The following is a 17637-nucleotide window of genomic DNA, read 5'->3' on the forward strand; positions in this document are numbered from 1 at the left end:
GAGGCAGATTAAGGACGACGAGTACTGTGGGACTCGCTTCCGGTCCTCCCGGCGGGAGGCGCGCAGCATCGGCACTCAGCCGAGCAACTTGAGTAGTCTGCCATACGAGGCACGTACCTGGCTAATCGGGCCGAAGAGAATACCCCGCCACGCTGAGTGGTCAAACCGCACCACGCGCATCGCCCGGCGGGGCTCTCCCCCGGTCAGGAGCGGGTGACCGTGCCGCACCCTTCGCCCTTGATGTCCCTGCTGCGGTCGTACGGATCCACGGCGGGCCCGGTGGGCGCCGGCCCGGCCGGCGTCTCCCGCGGGAAGTCCGGGTGCAGGAAACCGTCGGCCGAATCACATCCGACGTTCGACCACTCGGAGACGTACTTGCGCAGCTGGAGCCGGCCCCGGGTGGCCTCCCAGCGCGCCGGGTCGAGCAGGCTCAGGGTGATCTGCCGGCGCACGATGGTGCGCTGCACGCTCGTGCCCCCGTCCGTCATGGGGTGGACGAAGGTGTAGTCCGTCACCACGAGCAGTTCCCCGGGCTCCCCCTGCTCCGCGCGCATGCTGCCGCGCACCTTGACCACGTCGCCGACCGGCTTGACCTTCGCCGGGTCGAAGCGGGTGAAGAGCAGCACCGGGGTGTTCTCCGCGGTGGGCTTCGTCAGGGACTGCTCCAGCCGCTGCGGGACCTCCGGCTGGCGGGGATCCAGGATCGCCAGGGCGGCGGCCGGCCGCTCCCCGCGCAGGGTCGCCGGGTCGAGGTTGGCCGCGATCAGGAACTGCCTGGCCTTCTCCAGCGCCTCCGCGACCTGCTGCTCGGACGTCCCGCCGACGGCCGTGGCCTCGGGTACCTCGATTCCGGCGGCCCCGTCGGCCCACTGGAGGGCCGGGGAGCCGCGGAAAGGTTCCTGCAGAGTCGGCCGGTCCGGGTCCACGACCGCCGGGGGCGCGGTCGGACGTACGGACTCCGCGGGCAGTGGAGCAGCGTTCTTCGCCTCCTGGCGGGCGTCCGCCTTGCCGGTGATCCGGTCGATCACCAGCTCGGGCCGTACGGCGATCAGCGCCAGCCCGGCGATCAGTACGACGGCCAGGGCGGCCCCCAGTCGCCCCGGGCGCCGGCGCCCCTGCCGGGCGGGCCCGGTGCGCCATCCCGGCGGCTCCTGGCCCTGCGTCGCGCGCAGCCGCTCGGTGACCATCCGCGCCCGTGCGGAGGGCTCCCTCGGCGCCGCGCCCGTCCCCGCGGCGGCCTCCTCCTGGAACCGGCGCCATTCCTCGTCGGAGACGCCCGCTCCGCCGTTGTCGCCGTGGTTGTCGTTTCCCATGTCCTGTCCCCCTGCGTACCGTGCCGTCGAGCACGTGAGAGGCCCCGCACCCTCCGGTGCGGGGCCTCTCACGTGCAAAGAAGTACCTTGGCCCCCTCGGCCGGGATGCGACCCGGCCCTACTTCTTCGCCGCCTTCTCCCTTTCCTTCTGCTCCTGCTCTTCCTTCTGCAGCTCCGACGCCGGCGCCTTGCGCCCGCAGACGGCCTTCCAGTTCAGCGGGCCGATGCCGCCGCACCAGATCTCGCCGTCGTCGGCGTTCTGCTTCCAGTCGTTGGTGACGATGTCGGCGCACTTCTTCTTGTCCGGCGCGAAGCGCGGGCAGGTGCCGTCCGCCTTCTTGATGGTGTGGGCCCGCCAGGCGTCGATGCCCATCGTCATGTTGTCGGACTGCGGCATGTACCGGTTGACCGACCAGGACGCGCCCATCGTGGCGAACAGCGCGATCGCGCACACCATGCCGGCCGCGAGCTGCGCGACGACCCGCCGGGGCACGACGCGCGCGGCCGGGGCCGCGCCGCTCGGCCGCAGGGTGCGCTCGGCCCAGCCGGAGCCCCGGTTGACCACCGCCATCATGCCGAGGACGGCCAGGATCATCAGGCAGTACATGATGATCCACGTGGTGCGCGGGAAGAGCTGCACGGCCTTGTCGTGCGCCATGTGCGAGGCGAACCAGAAGCGCGCCAGCCAGGCGCCCGCCAGCGTGGCGGCGGCGGTCAGGACCATGATGTTGCGCAGCCCCAGGCCGACGCCCAGGCCCACGGCGAACAGCAGCAGCAGGGCGAAGCCGCTCTGGCCGGCCATCTCGCCGGCCACCGGCCAGGTCTGGTACTCCAGCTTCCCCGAGCGGTCGGACACCCAGCCCAGCACGTACGCCGGGTCGACGTACACGGCCAGGAAGGCGTAGCGGTCCGGCGTCTGGGAACCGAGCCGGGCCATCTGGTAGATCAGCGGGGCGCCCACGGCGCCGGCCGTCACCAGGGTGGCGCCGACGAACGCGGCGCTCCGCTTGACCACCGCCTTGCCGGCGCGCCACGGGAAGATGCACAACGCCAGCAGGAACATGCCGGGCGCGGCCCAGACGTACCAGCCGGAGTACCAGAGGAAGACCACGCCGAAGACGAGGCCGAGGACCGCGCCGCGCAGCAGCGTCGCGCGCAGCGGCCGGTCACCGCTGCGGCGCATCTCGCGCAGGGTGTACCCGAGCAGCGGCAGCAGGACGAGCATGCTGGCGTGGCTGTACGGACGGATCGGGTCCATGAAGAGGACGGCCGACGGCACCGCGATCAGCAGCGCCCAGAACGGCCGGAGCAGCAGCCGCCAGGCCAGGTACGTCATCGGGCCCGCGATGGCGGTGAAGAAGATCTGGAAGTCCTTGAGGGCGAACCCGGTCCCGCCGGCGCCGTCGTAGCGGAGCTTCGCCCAGACGGCCATCAGGCCGGGGAAGAGCGGCGGGTAGATGCCCGACGGGCCCTCGCCGTGCAGGAACGAGTTGGCCATGGCGATCAGGGCGCTCGGGTCGCCCTCCTGGCCGCCGAGGCCCCAGGGGGTACCGCGCAGCGCGACGACCACGCCGCCCGCCACCACACCGGTGGCGAGACCGGCCAGGGCGGCGCACACCAGGCGCTTCGCCAGCTGGTGGCGGTGCAGGGTGCCGCGGTAGGCGGTGTAGAGCAGGATCGCGAGCAGCGGCAGGCCGAGTACGGCCGCGTACTGCTGGAGCTTGGCGAGACCGCTGACCTGACCGATGCGGACGAGCGGGTTCACGCTGATGTGCGTGCTCAGCAGCGTGAACCCGAGGGCTGCCACCAGACTGACGACGACCTCGGCCAGGACCAGCACCCACCGCCGGGACAGCCACGCCTCGCCCCGGGAGGGGGACAAGTGGCCCTTGCCTTGCGCCGGTTCGGCAGGCCGCTGCGCCGGAGCGCCGGCCTCACCGACCTCCTCGGTGGCCAGGTGTGTCATCTCAGTCCGTTTCATGGTGGGCGGAGTCGGATCAGTTCTGGCCGGAGGTGAAGGCGTGCTTCGCCAGCGTACGAGCGCCCTCCTTGTGTCCGCGGCGCAGGGCTCCGGGGAGCATCGTCAGCGCGTGCAGACGGGAGGCGCTGTGGAAGCGCGCCGCGCGGGCCGCCTTCGGCCAGCCGCGGGCGTCCATGCGCGCGGCGACCGCGGAGAAGTACCGCTCGGCCTCGGCGAAGCGGGTGCCGGAGAAGGCCTGTACCGAGGACTCGCTGACCGCGTGGCGGCGGTACTGGAACACGGTGGTGGAGTTGTCGATGACCATCTGCTCGCCGTCTTCGAGCAGGTCGACGACGAGCGCGAGGTCCTGGATCACCGAGTAGTCGTCGCGGAAGTTCACCTTGCGCAGGGCCTCGCCGCGCCAGGCGATCGACGGGAAGTAGAGCCAGTTGCCGCGCAGCACGCTGGCGGCCAGCTCCTCACCGGCCATCAGTCGGCGGCCCTTCACCTGCGGTGCGTACAGCCGCTTCTTGGTGTTGTCCGCGAGGCCCGCGGTCACCCGGCCGTCACCGTCGATGACTTCGACGCCCGGCTGGACCATGCCGATGCCCGGGTGGGCCCCGACGATCCCGCGCACGGTCTCCAGGTAGTGCGGGTGCAGCAGGTCGTCGCAGCCCATGATGACGACGTAGTCGGCCTCGGACAGCTGCACGCACTTCTGGAAGTTCTTGGTGATGCCGAGGTTCTGCTCGTTGCGCGTGTAGTGGACCCGGTCGTCACCGAGCTGCGCGAACCAGCCGGGTACCTCGGGCTCCTTGCCGTCGTCGATCACGACGAGGCGGAAGTCCCGGTCCGTCTGCGCCAGGACGCTGCGGACGGCGTCCTGCATCAGCTGTACGTCCCCGTAGTAGGGGAGCATGAAGTCGAAGGTCACCATGGACTTCAGGCCTTCACGGAGTCGGAGTCGGAGCCGGCCTCGGCCTTGGCGCCGGCGGCGGAGTCCGGGGCGGCGGCCTGCGCCACGACGGCGTCCGCACCCAGGCGCTCGTCGTTGTGCCGGACACCCTCGTTGATGGCCACCGTCCGGGCGAGGTCGGTGATCTTCTTCTCCAGCGAGCGGAAGCGCAGGAAGGTGTTGAGCGTGAGGAAGCCCATCGCGAGCACCATCACGTACAGCACCAGGTCGGTGCCACGGCCGACGCCCAGCTGCTGCGCGAGCCAGGTGACGTCGGTCGGGCGGAGCACCGCGTACACGTTGACGATGACGAACGCCGAGAACGCGATGCGCTTCCACGCCCGGTTCTTCGCCTGGCCCCAGGTCCGGATGAACATGAGCGCCATCGACACGGAGCCGACGATCAGCAGCAGCTGGATCCAGAAGTACTTCATCGACGCCCACGCTCCCGCAGCGAAATGTCAAAAAGGATGTTGACGCCGTTGATCAGGGACTGACCCTTGGCGCGTGAGTAGTCGGTGTAGAGGATGTCCACCGGTACCTCGGTGACGCGCAGCGTGGAGCCGGCGAGGAAGCCGACGAGCTCGGACGCGTGGGCCATGCCGTTCATGGTGATGTTCAGCTGCTCGGCGGCCTCCCGGCCCAGCACGCGCAGACCGTTGTGCGCGTCGGTGAGCTTGAGCTTGCGCGCGGTCGGGCTGACGGCGGCGGCCGTGCGCAGCACGACCTGCTTGATCCACGGCACCTGGCCGTTCTGCTCGATGAAGCGGGAGCCGAGCACGACGTCGGCCTCGTCGCGGCGGAGCACCGCGACCATCGTCTCGACGTCCTTGGTCTGGTGCTGACCGTCGGCGTCGAAGGTGGCGAAGTAGCGGGCGCCGGGCTGGGCGAGCGCGTAGGTGAGGCCGGTCTGAAGGGCCGCGCCCTGGCCGAGGTTGACCGGGTGGCGCACCAGGTGGGCACCGGTCGTCGCTATGTGCTTGGCCGAGTCGTCGGTGCTGCCGTCGTCGACGACGACGATGTTGGGGAACGTTTTGCGGGCCCCCTCGACCACGTCGGCGATCACCTGGCCCTCGTTATAGGCCGGTATGACCAGCCAGACATCGTCGTATTGGGACACGGTAGCTCCAGCGGAATGTGGCACATACGAGTGCTCGGTGATCGGTGTGACGTCGTGGGGAGGCATGGTCATTTCCCGGCCGCGCCCACGCCCGGGGGGCCTGCGTCGGCCATCTGCCGGGGTGCTTCACCGGCTGCGGCCGCGGCTCCGGGGAAGCTCAGCCTGAGGGCTGCCAGCATAGCGAGGACGGTGGCGGTGGAGCCGAGGGCGTAGGCGAGGATCACGCGCACGGCCACGTCGCCGGGGACCAGGGTGGTGCCCACCAGCACTGCGGTACCGACGGCCCAGCAGAGCAACTGCAGGTTGTGCCGCTTGAATACCATGAGCGCCTGTCCGAGGACCATCGCGAACATGTACGCCACGGTGCCGGCGGACAGCAGGAAGAAGTCGAGGCGGTCGAGCACCGGGTCCTCGGTGCCGAAGAGCACCTCGATGAGCCAGGGGCCGAGGACCGTGGCGGGCACCCCGCCGAGCAGGCCGAGCGCTCCGACGACCATGCCGATCCGGCGCAGCATCGCCCAGAAGGCCACCCGGTCGCCGGCCGTGAACGCGGCGGTGAGGCCGCTGAGCAGCGAGGCCTGGAGCGAACCGAAGACGAAGAGGGGCACCCGTGCCAGGACCAGGGCGCTCAGCAGCGCCGCGATCAGCGCGCTGTCGGACGGGGCCAGCAGCTTGGTGCTCATCACGGCCGCGTTGACGACCAACTGGGACAGCAGGGTCGCGCAGACCAGCAGGCCCAGGCCGTTGCACAGCTCGCGCCAGGCGATCGGCTCGCCGGGCCCGACCGCGCGCAGCAGCGCGGGCAGCGTGACCAGCGTCGCGACGACGGGCGCGACGGCGAGGATGAGGCTGAAGGCCAGCGCCGAGTGCATCCCGAACAGCGCGCAGCCGAAGGCGAGCACGATCCGCAGGCCGCCGTCGACGGCGAGCTGGGCACCGTACGCGCCGAAGCGGCCGAGGCCGGCGAGGACCCCACGGGTGAGGTAGCAGACGGCCATGCCGGTGAAGGCCCCGCCGAGCGCGGCCACCAGGCCGCGGTCCCCGTGGAACAGCAGGTCGGCGATGGGCTGCGCGCCGAGGCCGAGTACGAGCAGGGTCGCGCCGAGGATCCCCGCGGTGAGCAGGGTCGCGCGGCGCAGCACCGGGGCGGCGCCCTGGCCCAGGACCGCCCGGGCGGAGACGATCCGGGTGAGCTCCTGCTCGACGGGGAAGAAGACGCCGATGCCGATGGACATCACGATCGTCCACAGGACCGACACGTTCGCCTGGGCGTCGGTGCTCAGGCTGTGACCGGCCACGCCCAGGTGGACGTACGAGGCCGCGCCGAGCACGACGGTGCCGCCGGCCACCGCGACGGTGCCCGGCGGCAGCGCCGCGCTCAACTTGGTCAGCAGGGTTTTCATCCCGCCCGGCCGTCCCGGGCCGCTCCGGCCAGTGCCTTGAAGGCGGGGGTGGCGAGGGCCTCGGCCAGCTGTTCGCGCCAGTCGGCGAGCGGGGCCATTCCCGCTTCGTCCCAGCGGTCGTGCGCGAGCACGCTGAAGGCGGGGCGGACGGCGGGGCGGACGAACGCCTCGGAGGTCGTCGGCCGGATCCGCTCGGGGTCGAGCCCGCTCAGCCGGTAGGTCTCGCGGGCGAGCCCCATCCAGGTGGTCCGGCCGCTCGCGGTGCCGTGGTAGATCCCGCCCATGGCCCAGCCCTTCAGCGCGGCCTGGCCGAGCTCGACGAGCCGGCGGGCCAGTGCGTAGGACCAGGTGGGCTGGCCGTGCTGGTCGTCGACGACGTCGAGGGTGTCCCGCTGGGCGGCCAACTTCAGCATGGTGGCGACGAAGTTGGGGCCGTGCTCGCCGTACAGCCAGGCGGTGCGGACCACGTAGCCGTCCTGCGGCAGCAGTTCGGTGACGGCCTGCTCGCCGACCAGCTTGGAGCGGCCGTACGCGTTCACGGGCCCGGTGGCGGTGTCCTCGCGGTACGGCTCCGAGGCGTCGCCGGGCAGCACGTAGTCGGTGGAGACGTGGAGCAGGCGCACATGGGCGGCGGCGCAGGCCTCGGCGAGGACGCGCACGCCGGTGCCGTTGACGGCGGTGGCGGCTTCCTCGGCGGTCTCGGCGCCGTCCACGTCGGTCCACGCGGCGCAGTTCACGACCACGGTGAAGCCCTCGACCGCGGCCCGGACGGCCGCCGGGTCGGTGATGTCGAGGTCGGCTCGGCGCAGGCCCACGGCCTCGATCCGGGCGCGCTTCAGGACGGCCAGGACGTCCTGGCCGAGCATCCCGGCGGCACCGGTGACGAGCCAGCGCCCGGCTCGCGGGTCGGTCCTCACTTCTGCAGGGCCGCCTTCGCCTTCAGGGGCTCCCACCAGGCGCGGTTCTCGCGGTACCAGTCGATGGTGGCCTTGATGCCGTCCTCGAAGGTGACCTGCGGGGCGTAGCCCAGCTCGGCGCCGATCTTGCTGATGTCGATGGAGTAGCGGAGGTCGTGGCCCTTGCGGTCCTCGACCTGCTCGACCATCTCCCAGCCGAGGCCGGCGGCCTCCAGCAGGACGCCGGTGAGCTCCTTGTTGGTGAGCTCGGTGCCGCCGCCGATGTTGTAGACCTCGCCGGCGCGGCCCTTGCGCATGGCCAGGTCGATGCCGCGGCAGTGGTCGGAGACGTGCAGCCAGTCGCGGACGTTGCCGCCGTTGCCGTACAACGGGACCTTCTTGCCGTCCATCAGGTTCGAGACGAACAGCGGGATGACCTTCTCCGGGAACTGGTAGTGCCCGTAGTTGTTGGAGCAGCGGGTGACCACCACGTCCATGCCGTGGGTGCGGTGGTAGGCCAGCGCCAGCAGGTCGGACGACGCCTTGGAGGCGGAGTACGGGGAGTTGGGCACCAGCGGCCACTCCTCCGTCCAGGAGCCCTCGCTGATCGAGCCGTAGACCTCGTCGGTGGAGATGTGGACGAAGCGGCCGACGCCGTGCTTGCGTGCGGAGTCGAGCAGCACCTGGGTGCCCACGACGTTGGTCATCACGAACGGGCCCGCGCCGGCGATCGAGCGGTCCACGTGGGACTCGGCGGCGAAGTGCACGACGACGTCGTGACCGGGCATGACCTGGTCGACGGCCTCGGCGTCGCAGATGTCGCCCTTGACGAAGGTGTAGCCGGGGTGGTCCGCGACCGGAGCGAGGTTGGCCTCGACGCCCGAGTAGGTCAGCTTGTCGAAGACAGTGATCTGCGCCGTGGCATCTGCACCGAGCTGCTGGCGGACGAATTCTGAACCGATGAAGCCGGCGCCGCCGGTCACGAGGATGCGCATAATACGAAGAGTCTAGCGGCCTGCCGAACGTCACATTCCCTTGGCTCGGCTCCCCCGTGCGCTCTCGCATAGGGTTCACCCATGCGTGGAATCCTTTTGGCCGGTGGCACCGGATCGCGACTCTGGCCGTTGACCCGGGCAGTCTCGAAGCAGCTGCTGCCCGTCTTCGACAAGCCGATGATCTATTACCCCCTCTCCACCCTGGTGATGGCGGGGATCAGCGAAATTCTGATCATCACCACCCCGGAAGACCGCGACCAGTTCGAGCGACTGCTCGGCGACGGTTCGCAGTTCGGCCTGCGGCTGGAGTACGCCGTCCAGGAGCGCCCGGAGGGCATCGCCCAGGCCTTCGTCCTGGGCGCCGACTTCATCGGTGACGAGTCCGTCGCACTGATCCTCGGCGACAACATCTTCCACGGCAGCGGCCTCGGCACCCGCCTCGCCCAGCACACCGGCGCCAAGGGCGGCCGCGTGTTCGCGTACCCGGTGGCCGACCCCACCGCTTACGGCGTGGTCGAGTTCGACGAGAACGGCCAGGCCATCTCCATCGAGGAGAAGCCGGAGAAGCCCAAGTCCCGCTACGCGGTGCCGGGTCTCTACTTCTACGACAACCAGGTCGTCGAGATAGCCCGCGGCCTGAAGCCCAGCGCCCGCGGCGAGCTGGAGATCACCGCCGTCAACGACGCGTACCTCCAGGCCGGCGAGCTGAACGTCACCATCCTCGACCGCGGTACCGCCTGGCTGGACACCGGCACCTTCGTCTCGATGGTCCAGGCCTCCGAGTTCGTCCGCGTGATCGAGGAGCGTCAGGGCTTCAAGATCGGCTGCATCGAGGAGGCGGCCTGGCGGGCCGGCCTGATCGACTCCGCCCAGCTGCGCGCGCTCGCCGAGCCCCTCACCAAGAGCGGCTACGGCAACTACCTGCTGACTCTGCTCGACGAGGAGGACGCCCGATGAAGTTCCGCGAGCTCTCCATCGCGGGCGCCTTCGAGGTCACCCCGCAGCTGCACGGCGACCCGCGCGGCCTGTTCACCGAGTGGTACCGCTTCGACCGGCTGGCCGAGGTCGTCGGCCACCCGCTGAACCTGGCGCAGGCGAACCTCTCGGTCTCCTCCGCGGGCGTGGTCCGCGGCATCCACTTCGCCGACGTGCCGCGCGGCCAGGCCAAGTACGTGAGCTGCGTGCGCGGCGCCGTCCTCGACGTCATCGTCGACCTGCGGGTCGGCTCCCCCACCTTCGGCAAGTGGGAAGGCGTCCGCCTGGACGACGTGGACCGTCGTGCGGTCTACATCCCCGAGGGCCTGGGCCACGGCTTCTGCGCGCTGAGCGACGACGCGACGCTTTCGTACCTCTGCTCGGAGACGTACAACCCGACCGGCGAGCACTCGGTCCACCCCCTCGACCCCGACCTGGGCATCGAGTGGCCGGCGGACGTCCCGCTGCTGTCCGCCCGCGACGAGGCCGCCCCGTCGCTGGCCGAGGCGATCGAGACCGGGCTGCTGCCCGACCACGCCGCCTGCCTGGAGTTCACCGAGTCCCTGCGCGTGAACTGACCCGCCGCACGTACGAGAGAGGGCCGCACCCCCGGACAGGGGTGCGGCCCTCTCTCGTACGTGGGCCCGCTCTGTACCCGGGCCCGCTCTCGTACCCGGGCCCGCGCGCGGCCCCGTAACGCCGAAGGGCCCCGCCCCACCGCCGAGGCGGTGGGCCGGAGCCCTTCAGTGCAACTTGGTGCCCGATTCAACGAGCTACCAGGTCAGAGCACGAATTACTTCGTGATCTTGGTGACCTGGCCGGCGCCCACGGTACGACCACCCTCACGGATGGCGAACTTCAGGCCCTCCTCCATGGCGACCGGCTGGATCAGCGCGACCGACATCTCGGTGTTGTCGCCCGGCATGACCATCTCCGTGCCGGCCGGCAGGGTGACGACACCCGTGACGTCCGTGGTACGGAAGTAGAACTGCGGACGGTAGTTGTTGAAGAACGGGGTGTGACGGCCACCCTCGTCCTTCGACAGGATGTAGGCCTGGGCCTCGAACTCGGTGTGCGGGGTGACCGAACCGGGCTTGATGATGACCTGGCCGCGCTCGACGTCCTCGCGCTTGATGCCGCGGAGGAGCAGACCGACGTTCTCGCCGGCCTGGCCCTCGTCGAGCAGCTTGCGGAACATCTCGATACCGGTGACCGTGGTGGTGGTCTTCTCTTCCTTGATACCGATGATGTCGACGGTCTCGTTGACCTTCAGGACACCACGCTCGATACGGCCGGTGACGACCGTACCGCGACCGGTGATCGTGAAGACGTCCTCGACGGGCATGAGGAACGGCTTCTCGGTGTCACGCGGCGGGGTCGGGATGGCCTCGTCGACGGCAGCCATGAGGCCGAGGAGCTTCTCGCCCCACTCCTTGTCGCCCTCGAGCGCCTTCAGCGCGGAGACGCGGACGACCGGCAGGTCGTCGCCCGGGAACTCGTACTCGGAGAGCAGCTCACGGACCTCGAGCTCGACGAGCTCCAGGATCTCCTCGTCGTCCACCATGTCGGCCTTGTTCAGGGCGACGACGATGTAGGGGACGCCGACCTGGCGGGCCAGGAGCACGTGCTCCTTGGTCTGCGGCATCGGGCCGTCGGTGGCGGCGACCACGAGGATCGCGCCGTCCATCTGCGCGGCACCGGTGATCATGTTCTTGATGTAGTCCGCGTGACCCGGGCAGTCGACGTGGGCGTAGTGACGCGCCTCGGTCTGGTACTCGACGTGCGCGATCGAGATGGTGATACCGCGCTGGCGCTCCTCAGGAGCCTTGTCGATCTGGTCGAAGGCCGAGGCCTCGTTCAGGTCCGGGTACGCGTCGTGCAGCACCTTGGTAATGGCGGCCGTGAGGGTCGTCTTACCGTGGTCAATGTGACCGATGGTGCCGATGTTGACGTGCGGCTTAGTCCGCTCGAACTTCGCCTTCGCCACGGGGTCCTCCTGGAGAGTGGTTCTGTACGCCTTACTCATCGGCGCCAGGTGATCTTTGCTGGAATGCCGGCCCCTCCGGGGCAACGGAGGGTTACTCCTGTTGCCCCAGAGGCTCCGGTGACAAGCCTAAAGCGTGTACTCGGGAGAGTTACTCGCCCTTGGCCTTCGCGATGATCTCCTCAGCGACGTTCCGGGGAACCTCGGCGTAGGAGTCGAACTGCATCGAGTAGCTGGCGCGACCCGAGGTCTTGCTGCGGAGGTCTCCGACATAGCCGAACATCTCCGAAAGGGGCACGAGGCCCTTCACGACGCGAGCACCGTGACGCTCCTCCATGGCCTGGATCTGGCCACGGCGGGAGTTGATGTCACCGATGACATCACCCATGTAGTCCTCGGGCGTGGTGACCTCTACGGCCATCATCGGCTCGAGGAGCACGGGAGAAGCCTTGCGCGCGGCCTCCTTGAAGGCCTGCGAGCCGGCGATCTTGAACGCGAGCTCGGAGGAGTCGACCTCGTGGTAGCCACCGTCGAGAAGCGTGACGCGAACGCCCGTCATCTCGTACCCGGCCAGGATGCCGAACTGCATGGCCTCCTGCGCACCGGCGTCGACCGAAGGGATGTACTCCTTCGGGACGCGTCCGCCGGTGACCTTGTTCACGAACTCGTACGCCGGACCGTCGGTCTCGGTGATGGGCTCGATCGCGATCTGCACCTTGGCGAACTGACCGGTACCACCGGTCTGCTTCTTGTGCGTGTAGTCGTGACGCTCGACGGCCTTGCGGATCGTCTCGCGGTACGCGACCTGCGGCTTGCCGACGTTGGCCTCGACCTTGAACTCGCGCTTCATACGGTCGACCAGCACCTCGAGGTGCAGCTCGCCCATACCGCCGAGGATGGTCTGGCCCGTCTCCTCGTCCGAGTGAACGTGGAAGGAGGGGTCCTCCTCCGCGAGACGCTGGATGGCGACACCCAGCTTCTCCTGGTCACCCTTGGACTTGGGCTCGATGGCGACCTGAATGACCGGCGCCGGGAAGTCCATGGACTCCAGGATGACCGGGTTCTTGTCGTCACACAGCGTCTCACCGGTGGTGGTCTGCTTCAGGCCCATGACGGCGACGATGTCACCGGCGCCCACCGCGTCGATCTCTTCACGCTTGTTGGCGTGCATGCGGTAGATCTTGCCGATGCGCTCCTTCTTGCCCTTGACGGAGTTCAGCACCGCAGTGCCGGCCTCCAGGCGGCCCGAGTAAACCCGGACGAAGGTGAGCTTGCCGAGGTGCGGGTCGCTCATGATCTTGAACGCGAGCGCCGCGAGCGGCTCGTCATCGGAAGGCTTGCGCTTCACGACGACCTCGGCGTCGCGGACGTCGTGGCCTTCGATGGCCTCGATGTCCAGCGGCGACGGCAGGTAGCGGACGACGGCGTCGAGCAGGGGCTGAACGCCCTTGTTCTTGAACGCCGTGCCACAGAACACCGCGGTGATCGTGGGCTCGCCCTTGCCCTTGCCGGAGCCGAGGATGATGCGACGGACGGCGGCGTGCAGCTGCTCCGCGGACGGCTCGTCGCCGTTCAGGAAGAGCTCCATGATCTCGTCGTCGTTCTCGGCGACGGTCTCGACCAGCTTGCCGCGCCACTCTTCAGCAGCCTCGGTGTGCGTGGCCGGGATGTCGACGACGTCGTACATCTCGCCCTTGGTCGCCTCGGCGGACCAGACGAACGCCTTCATCGTGACGAGGTCGACGACACCAGTGAAGTCGGCCTCGGCACCGATGGGGAGCTGCATGACGATCGGAACCGCGCCAAGGCGGTCCTTGATCATGTCGACGCAGCGGTGGAACTCGGCACCGGTGCGGTCGAGCTTGTTGACGAAGCAGATGCGCGGCACGCCGTAGCGGTCCGCCTGACGCCAAACGGTCTCGGACTGCGGCTCCACACCGGCGACACCGTCGAACACGGTGACGGCACCGTCGAGGACGCGGAGCGAACGCTCCACCTCGACGGTGAAGTCCACGTGACCCGGGGTGTCGATGATGTTGATGGTGTGGTCGACGTCCTCGAGCGGCCAGTGGCAGGTCGTCGCGGCGGACGTGATCGTGATGCCGCGCTCCTGCTCCTGCTCCATCCAGTCCATCGTGGCAGCGCCGTCGTGGACTTCACCGATCTTGTAAGACACACCGGTGTAGAACAGGATGCGCTCGGTGGTGGTCGTCTTGCCCGCGTCGATGTGAGCCATGATGCCGATGTTGCGCACCTTGGCCAGGTCAAGCGAAGTGGTAGCCATATCGGCTCAGTCTTCTCTCGGTCTCGATGTGGGTTGGGACTACCAGCGGTAGTGCGCGAAGGCCTTGTTGGACTCGGCCATCTTGTGCGTGTCCTCGCGCTTCTTGACGGCAGCGCCAAGACCGTTGGAGGCGTCGAGCAGCTCGTTCATGAGGCGCTCGGTCATGGTCTTCTCACGACGGGCGCGGGAGTAACCCACGAGCCAGCGGAGGGCCAGGGTCGACTGGCGACCCGGCTTGACCTCGACGGGGACCTGGTAGGTCGCGCCACCGACACGGCGGGACTTGACCTCGAGGGACGGCTTGACGTTCTCCAGCGCGCGCTTCAGCGTGATGACCGGGTCGTTGCCGGTCTTCTCGCGGAGGCCTTCCATGGCGCCGTAAACGATGCGCTCGGCGGTGGAGCGCTTGCCGTTCAGGAGGATCTTGTTGATGAGCGACGTCACCAGAGGAGATGCGTAGACCGGGTCGATGATGACCGGGCGCTTCGGGGCGGGGCCCTTACGAGGCATTCTTACTTCTCCTTCTTGGCGCCGTAGCGGCTGCGGGCCTGCTTGCGGTTCTTGACAGCCTGGGTGTCAAGCGCACCGCGGATGATCTTGTAACGAACACCCGGCAGGTCCTTCACACGGCCACCACGCACGAGCACGATCGAGTGCTCCTGCAGGTTGTGTCCCTCACCCGGAATGTAAGCGGTGACCTCGATGCCAGAGGTCAGACGCACACGCGCGACCTTACGCAGCGCCGAGTTCGGCTTCTTCGGGGTGGTCGTGAACACACGCGTGCAGACGCCGCGACGCTGGGGCGAAGCCTCAAGCGCGGGGGTCTTTGTCTTCTCGACCTTGTCCTGCCGGCCCTTACGGACCAGCTGCTGGATCGTAGGCACTACTTCTCCGGTTTCTGTGTGCCGTGTAGTGAAACTAACCTGGAACTCCCCCGACCCACGCGGTCGGGTGTGTCGAACGCTGCACGCTCTCACCAAGGTGAGGCAGGCGCAGATTGCGGTGTGTTCTTCCGGGCTCTCCGCGGGGTCTCATGCACACGCGGGAGCCAGGGCACACCCCAGGCACAAGGTCAGAGCGTACCTACCTCACAGAGGTAGGTCAAAACAAATGCCCAGCACGAAAACCCGCCGCGCGCAAGCGGGGAGCGGCCCGATCGGCCTTGTGCCCCGCCCCGGCGCCCTAAACTGACACCTTGCCCGGCGCGGGACGCCCGCGAGTCGATCAGCAGGGAGCAGGACATTGGGGACCGTGGCACCCGAGCCGACCACAGTCGACGCCCGTCCCCCGGCCCCGGGCCGACCCGCCCCGCGCAGACCGGGCATCCGCCGCACCACGCGTTTCCGCGGCCCGCTACTGGCCTTCCTGCTCACCTCGGGCGCCTTCTGCGCGGCCTGGGCGGCGCGCGGCACCTTCCCCCTCGGCAACACCGGCCGCGCCCTGAACGACCAGGCCAACCAGTACGTGCCCTTCCACCGGGCACTGTGGGACCTGGTCCACGGGCAGGCCGCCGGCGACCTGCTCTTCTCCTGGCGCGGCGGCTTCGGACAGCAGTTCCTGTCCGACTACTACACGTACCTCGGCAACCCGTTCTCGTGGCTGGCCGTCCTCGTCCCGCGCGCCCACGTCGACCTGGCCGTCTTCGCGATCACCCCGGTCACGATGGGCACCGCCGCCGCCGTGATGAGCGTCTACCTCGGCAAGCTGCACCCCGGGCCGTGGTGGCAGCGGGGCGTGCTCGGAGCCACGTACGGCCTGTGCGGCTGGGCGCTCAGCGACGCCTCGTACATCCCGATGTGGCTGTGGGGCCTGGTCGCGCTCCCCCTGCTCGGCATCGCCGTCGAGTGGTGCCTGGAGGAGCGGCGCTGGCCGGGCGTGGCTCTGCTGGTCGCCCTCGCCTGGTTCGGGAACTTCTACACCGCGATGATGGCGACGATGGCCGCCTGCATCCTGCTGGCCATCCGCCTGATCACGCATGACATGACCGGCCGGCAGCGGCTGCGCGCCGTGTGGCGGGCCGCGACGGCCGCCGGGACCGGGATCCTGCTCACCCTCCCGTTCCTCCTGCCGTCCTTCCTGTCCAGCGGGGCCGCGCAGCCCACCAAGGCCGCCGCGTTCGACCCCGTGCGCATCGAGGTCTTCCTCGCCGGCATGCTCCCGGCCACCCATCTGTGGGGCGGCCGCCCGCGCCTGTACGTGGCCTCGCTGGGCCTGATCCTGGCAGGAAGCTTCCTCCTCAACACGAGGATCGCGAAGCGGACCCGCCTGGTGTGGGCGGCCGCGACCCTGCTCGTGGTCGCCTCCTTCCAGTTCCCGCCCACGCAGTTCGTGTGGCACGGGCTGGCGGTGCCCAACGGCAACCCGTACCGCGAGACCTTCGTCTTCAGCGGCATGGTGGTGATCGTCGCCTGGCTGGCGCTGGCCAATCGGCCGCGCCCCCTCCACCTGGCCCTGACCGCCGCCCTGCTGGTCGCGGCCACCTTCGTCCTGCGCCACACCGACGACTTCGGCGGCTGGACCTGGCACGCCGTCCTCGGCGGCGGGGCGGTCTCGCTGCTCGCGCTCGTCCTGCTCTCCCTGGGCGAGAAGCGCCGCGCCCTCGTCCCCCTGGCGGCCGCGCTGATGATCGGCGTCGTCTTCGCCGAGTCCACCGTCGCCGCGGCGAGCGCCGACGCGCGCCGGGCCCGCGAGCGCTGGGCCAAGCCGGTCCCCACCTCGAACCGGTCGATCACCGGCCACTTCGACGCGGTCCGCGGCGTGAGCGGCTGGCCCGCGTACCGCACCGACTCGGGCGCGCCCCAGACGGCGTACAACGACGCCCTCGCCCTGCGGGCGGAGGGCCCGCAGTACTACAGCAGCTACCTCCCGGAGGCCACGTACCGGGCCCTCGAGCCCCTCGGCTACGGCTTCAAGAACGACGGCCGGACCTTCTTCGGCGCGGACAACCCGGTGCTCGACGCGATCTTCTCGATCGGCGCGCGGGTCCGCCCGGGGTCCGCCCCGGGCACCTGGACCACCGCGAAGTTCCCCGCGCCCCCGCTGGTCACCGTCCGCACCGGCCCGTACGCCTCCCCGAACCCGGGCGGGAGCGTCTACGCACGCCAGGAGAACGTCCTGGGCGCGACCGTCTACGAGGTCCCCCAGGTCGCCCGCGCGGGCAGCGCCGCCGAGCAGACGTACGCCGCCCGGTGCACCCCCGGCACCGAGGCCTACTGGTACTCCCCCGCCCTCTACGGGACCCTCGAAGCCGGCGGCGCCCAGCAGCGGCTGGAGGACGAGATGACCGGAGTCGTCCCGCTCGGCCCGGTCCCCGCCTCCGGCAGGATCGACGTGACGGTGCGGACGCAGACCAAGGACGCCACCGCCGGCGACCACCCGCTGGGCTGCCTGAACCGCGCGGACCTCGACACCGCGGTCCGCCGCCTCACCACCACCGGCGCCACGAAGGTCACCACGGGCGGCCACTCCATCACGGCCACCCTCCCCCGGGGCGCCACCGGCACGGCCGTCCTGGCCCTGACCGACATCCCTGGCTGGCAGTGCTCGGCCCCGGCGAAGAGCTTCCACGGCCTGCTCGCCGTGGACATCCCCCCGGGCACCCGCAAACTCTCCTGCACCTTCACCCCCAAGGGCCTCACCCCGGGCCTGGCGGGCGGCGTGCTCGGCGTGATGGTCCTCGTCGGCGTCACGGTGACGGCCCTGCGCCGCCCGCCAGGCCCGGGGTGAGGCCCTTGGGGGTGAAGGTGCAGGAG

At 69.7% G+C, this 17637-nt stretch carries 15 protein-coding genes; 3 read left to right on the top strand and 12 right to left on the bottom strand.

Features of this window, described 5'->3' with window-relative positions; all coding sequences use genetic code 11:
- Nucleotides 1–203: 203 nt before the first annotated feature.
- The 8 genes from PV721_RS18185 to rfbB all read right to left on the bottom strand — a co-directional run bounded on the left by PV721_RS18185 (nucleotide 204) and on the right by rfbB (nucleotide 8642).
- Nucleotides 204–1313, bottom strand: a complete 1110-nt coding sequence (locus PV721_RS18185) for a hypothetical protein (RefSeq protein WP_319725449.1) — start codon at nucleotides 1311–1313, stop codon at nucleotides 204–206.
- Nucleotides 1314–1431: 118 nt separating this feature from the next.
- Nucleotides 1432–3279, bottom strand: a complete 1848-nt coding sequence (locus tag PV721_RS18190) for a hypothetical protein (RefSeq protein ID WP_319725452.1) — start codon at nucleotides 3277–3279, stop codon at nucleotides 1432–1434.
- Between the two features lie 31 nt (nucleotides 3280–3310).
- Complete coding sequence (locus tag PV721_RS18195; protein ID WP_319725454.1) at nucleotides 3311–4210, bottom strand: glycosyltransferase family 2 protein; 900 nt, start codon at nucleotides 4208–4210, stop codon at nucleotides 3311–3313.
- A gap of 5 nt (nucleotides 4211–4215) precedes the next feature.
- Nucleotides 4216–4662, bottom strand: a complete 447-nt coding sequence (locus tag PV721_RS18200) for a DUF2304 domain-containing protein (protein WP_319725457.1) — start codon at nucleotides 4660–4662, stop codon at nucleotides 4216–4218.
- Nucleotides 4659–5348, bottom strand: a complete 690-nt coding sequence (locus PV721_RS18205) for a glycosyltransferase family 2 protein (protein ID WP_319725460.1) — start codon at nucleotides 5346–5348, stop codon at nucleotides 4659–4661. Before PV721_RS18205 ends, PV721_RS18200 begins: the two co-directional genes overlap by 4 nt.
- Nucleotides 5349–5416: 68 nt before the next feature.
- Complete coding sequence (locus PV721_RS18210; protein ID WP_319725461.1) at nucleotides 5417–6751, bottom strand: hypothetical protein; 1335 nt, start codon at nucleotides 6749–6751, stop codon at nucleotides 5417–5419.
- The gene (gene rfbD, locus PV721_RS18215; RefSeq protein ID WP_416371128.1) at nucleotides 6748–7617 is read right to left on the bottom strand and encodes a dTDP-4-dehydrorhamnose reductase; all 870 of its coding nucleotides are present in this window, start codon (nucleotides 7615–7617) and stop codon (nucleotides 6748–6750) included. Before rfbD ends, PV721_RS18210 begins: the two co-directional genes overlap by 4 nt.
- A 47-nt stretch (nucleotides 7618–7664) precedes the next feature.
- On the bottom strand, nucleotides 7665–8642 hold the full coding sequence (rfbB, locus tag PV721_RS18220) for a dTDP-glucose 4,6-dehydratase (protein ID WP_319725464.1): 978 nt from the start codon (nucleotides 8640–8642) through the stop codon (nucleotides 7665–7667).
- A gap of 81 nt (nucleotides 8643–8723) precedes the next feature.
- Between rfbB and rfbA the strand changes: the two genes are divergently transcribed.
- Both rfbA and rfbC read left to right on the top strand, forming a co-directional pair.
- On the top strand, nucleotides 8724–9599 hold the full coding sequence (gene rfbA, locus PV721_RS18225) for a glucose-1-phosphate thymidylyltransferase RfbA (protein WP_319725466.1): 876 nt from the start codon (nucleotides 8724–8726) through the stop codon (nucleotides 9597–9599).
- Nucleotides 9596–10195, top strand: a complete 600-nt coding sequence (gene rfbC, locus PV721_RS18230; protein ID WP_319725468.1) for a dTDP-4-dehydrorhamnose 3,5-epimerase — start codon at nucleotides 9596–9598, stop codon at nucleotides 10193–10195. The genes rfbA and rfbC overlap by 4 nt, the downstream gene beginning before the upstream one ends.
- A 215-nt stretch (nucleotides 10196–10410) precedes the next feature.
- Here rfbC and tuf read toward each other — a convergent pair whose 3' ends face one another.
- From tuf to rpsL, 4 genes are all read right to left on the bottom strand, one after another.
- Nucleotides 10411–11604 carry an elongation factor Tu gene (gene tuf, locus PV721_RS18235; RefSeq protein ID WP_030710320.1) on the bottom strand — a complete coding sequence of 398 codons (1194 nt, stop codon included), beginning with the start codon at nucleotides 11602–11604 and terminating at the stop codon, nucleotides 10411–10413.
- A 148-nt stretch (nucleotides 11605–11752) separates the two neighbouring features.
- Nucleotides 11753–13885: an elongation factor G gene (gene fusA / locus PV721_RS18240; RefSeq protein ID WP_319725471.1), complete on the bottom strand. Its 2133-nt coding sequence runs from the start codon at nucleotides 13883–13885 to the stop codon at nucleotides 11753–11755.
- Between the two features lie 39 nt (nucleotides 13886–13924).
- Complete coding sequence (rpsG, locus tag PV721_RS18245; protein ID WP_007265894.1) at nucleotides 13925–14395, bottom strand: 30S ribosomal protein S7; 471 nt, start codon at nucleotides 14393–14395, stop codon at nucleotides 13925–13927.
- 2 nt (nucleotides 14396–14397) lie between these two features.
- A complete protein-coding gene (rpsL, locus tag PV721_RS18250; protein WP_007265893.1) occupies nucleotides 14398–14769 on the bottom strand; it encodes a 30S ribosomal protein S12 in 372 nt (123 codons plus the stop codon).
- A gap of 367 nt (nucleotides 14770–15136) precedes the next feature.
- On the opposite strand from rpsL, the gene PV721_RS18255 reads away from it, so the two are divergent.
- A complete protein-coding gene (locus PV721_RS18255) occupies nucleotides 15137–17611 on the top strand; it encodes a YfhO family protein (protein ID WP_319725481.1) in 2475 nt (824 codons plus the stop codon).
- Nucleotides 17612–17637 lie beyond the last annotated feature (26 nt).

Source organism: Streptomyces sp. MB09-01 (assembly GCF_033794505.1).
Lineage (GTDB): Bacteria > Actinomycetota > Actinomycetes > Streptomycetales > Streptomycetaceae > Streptomyces.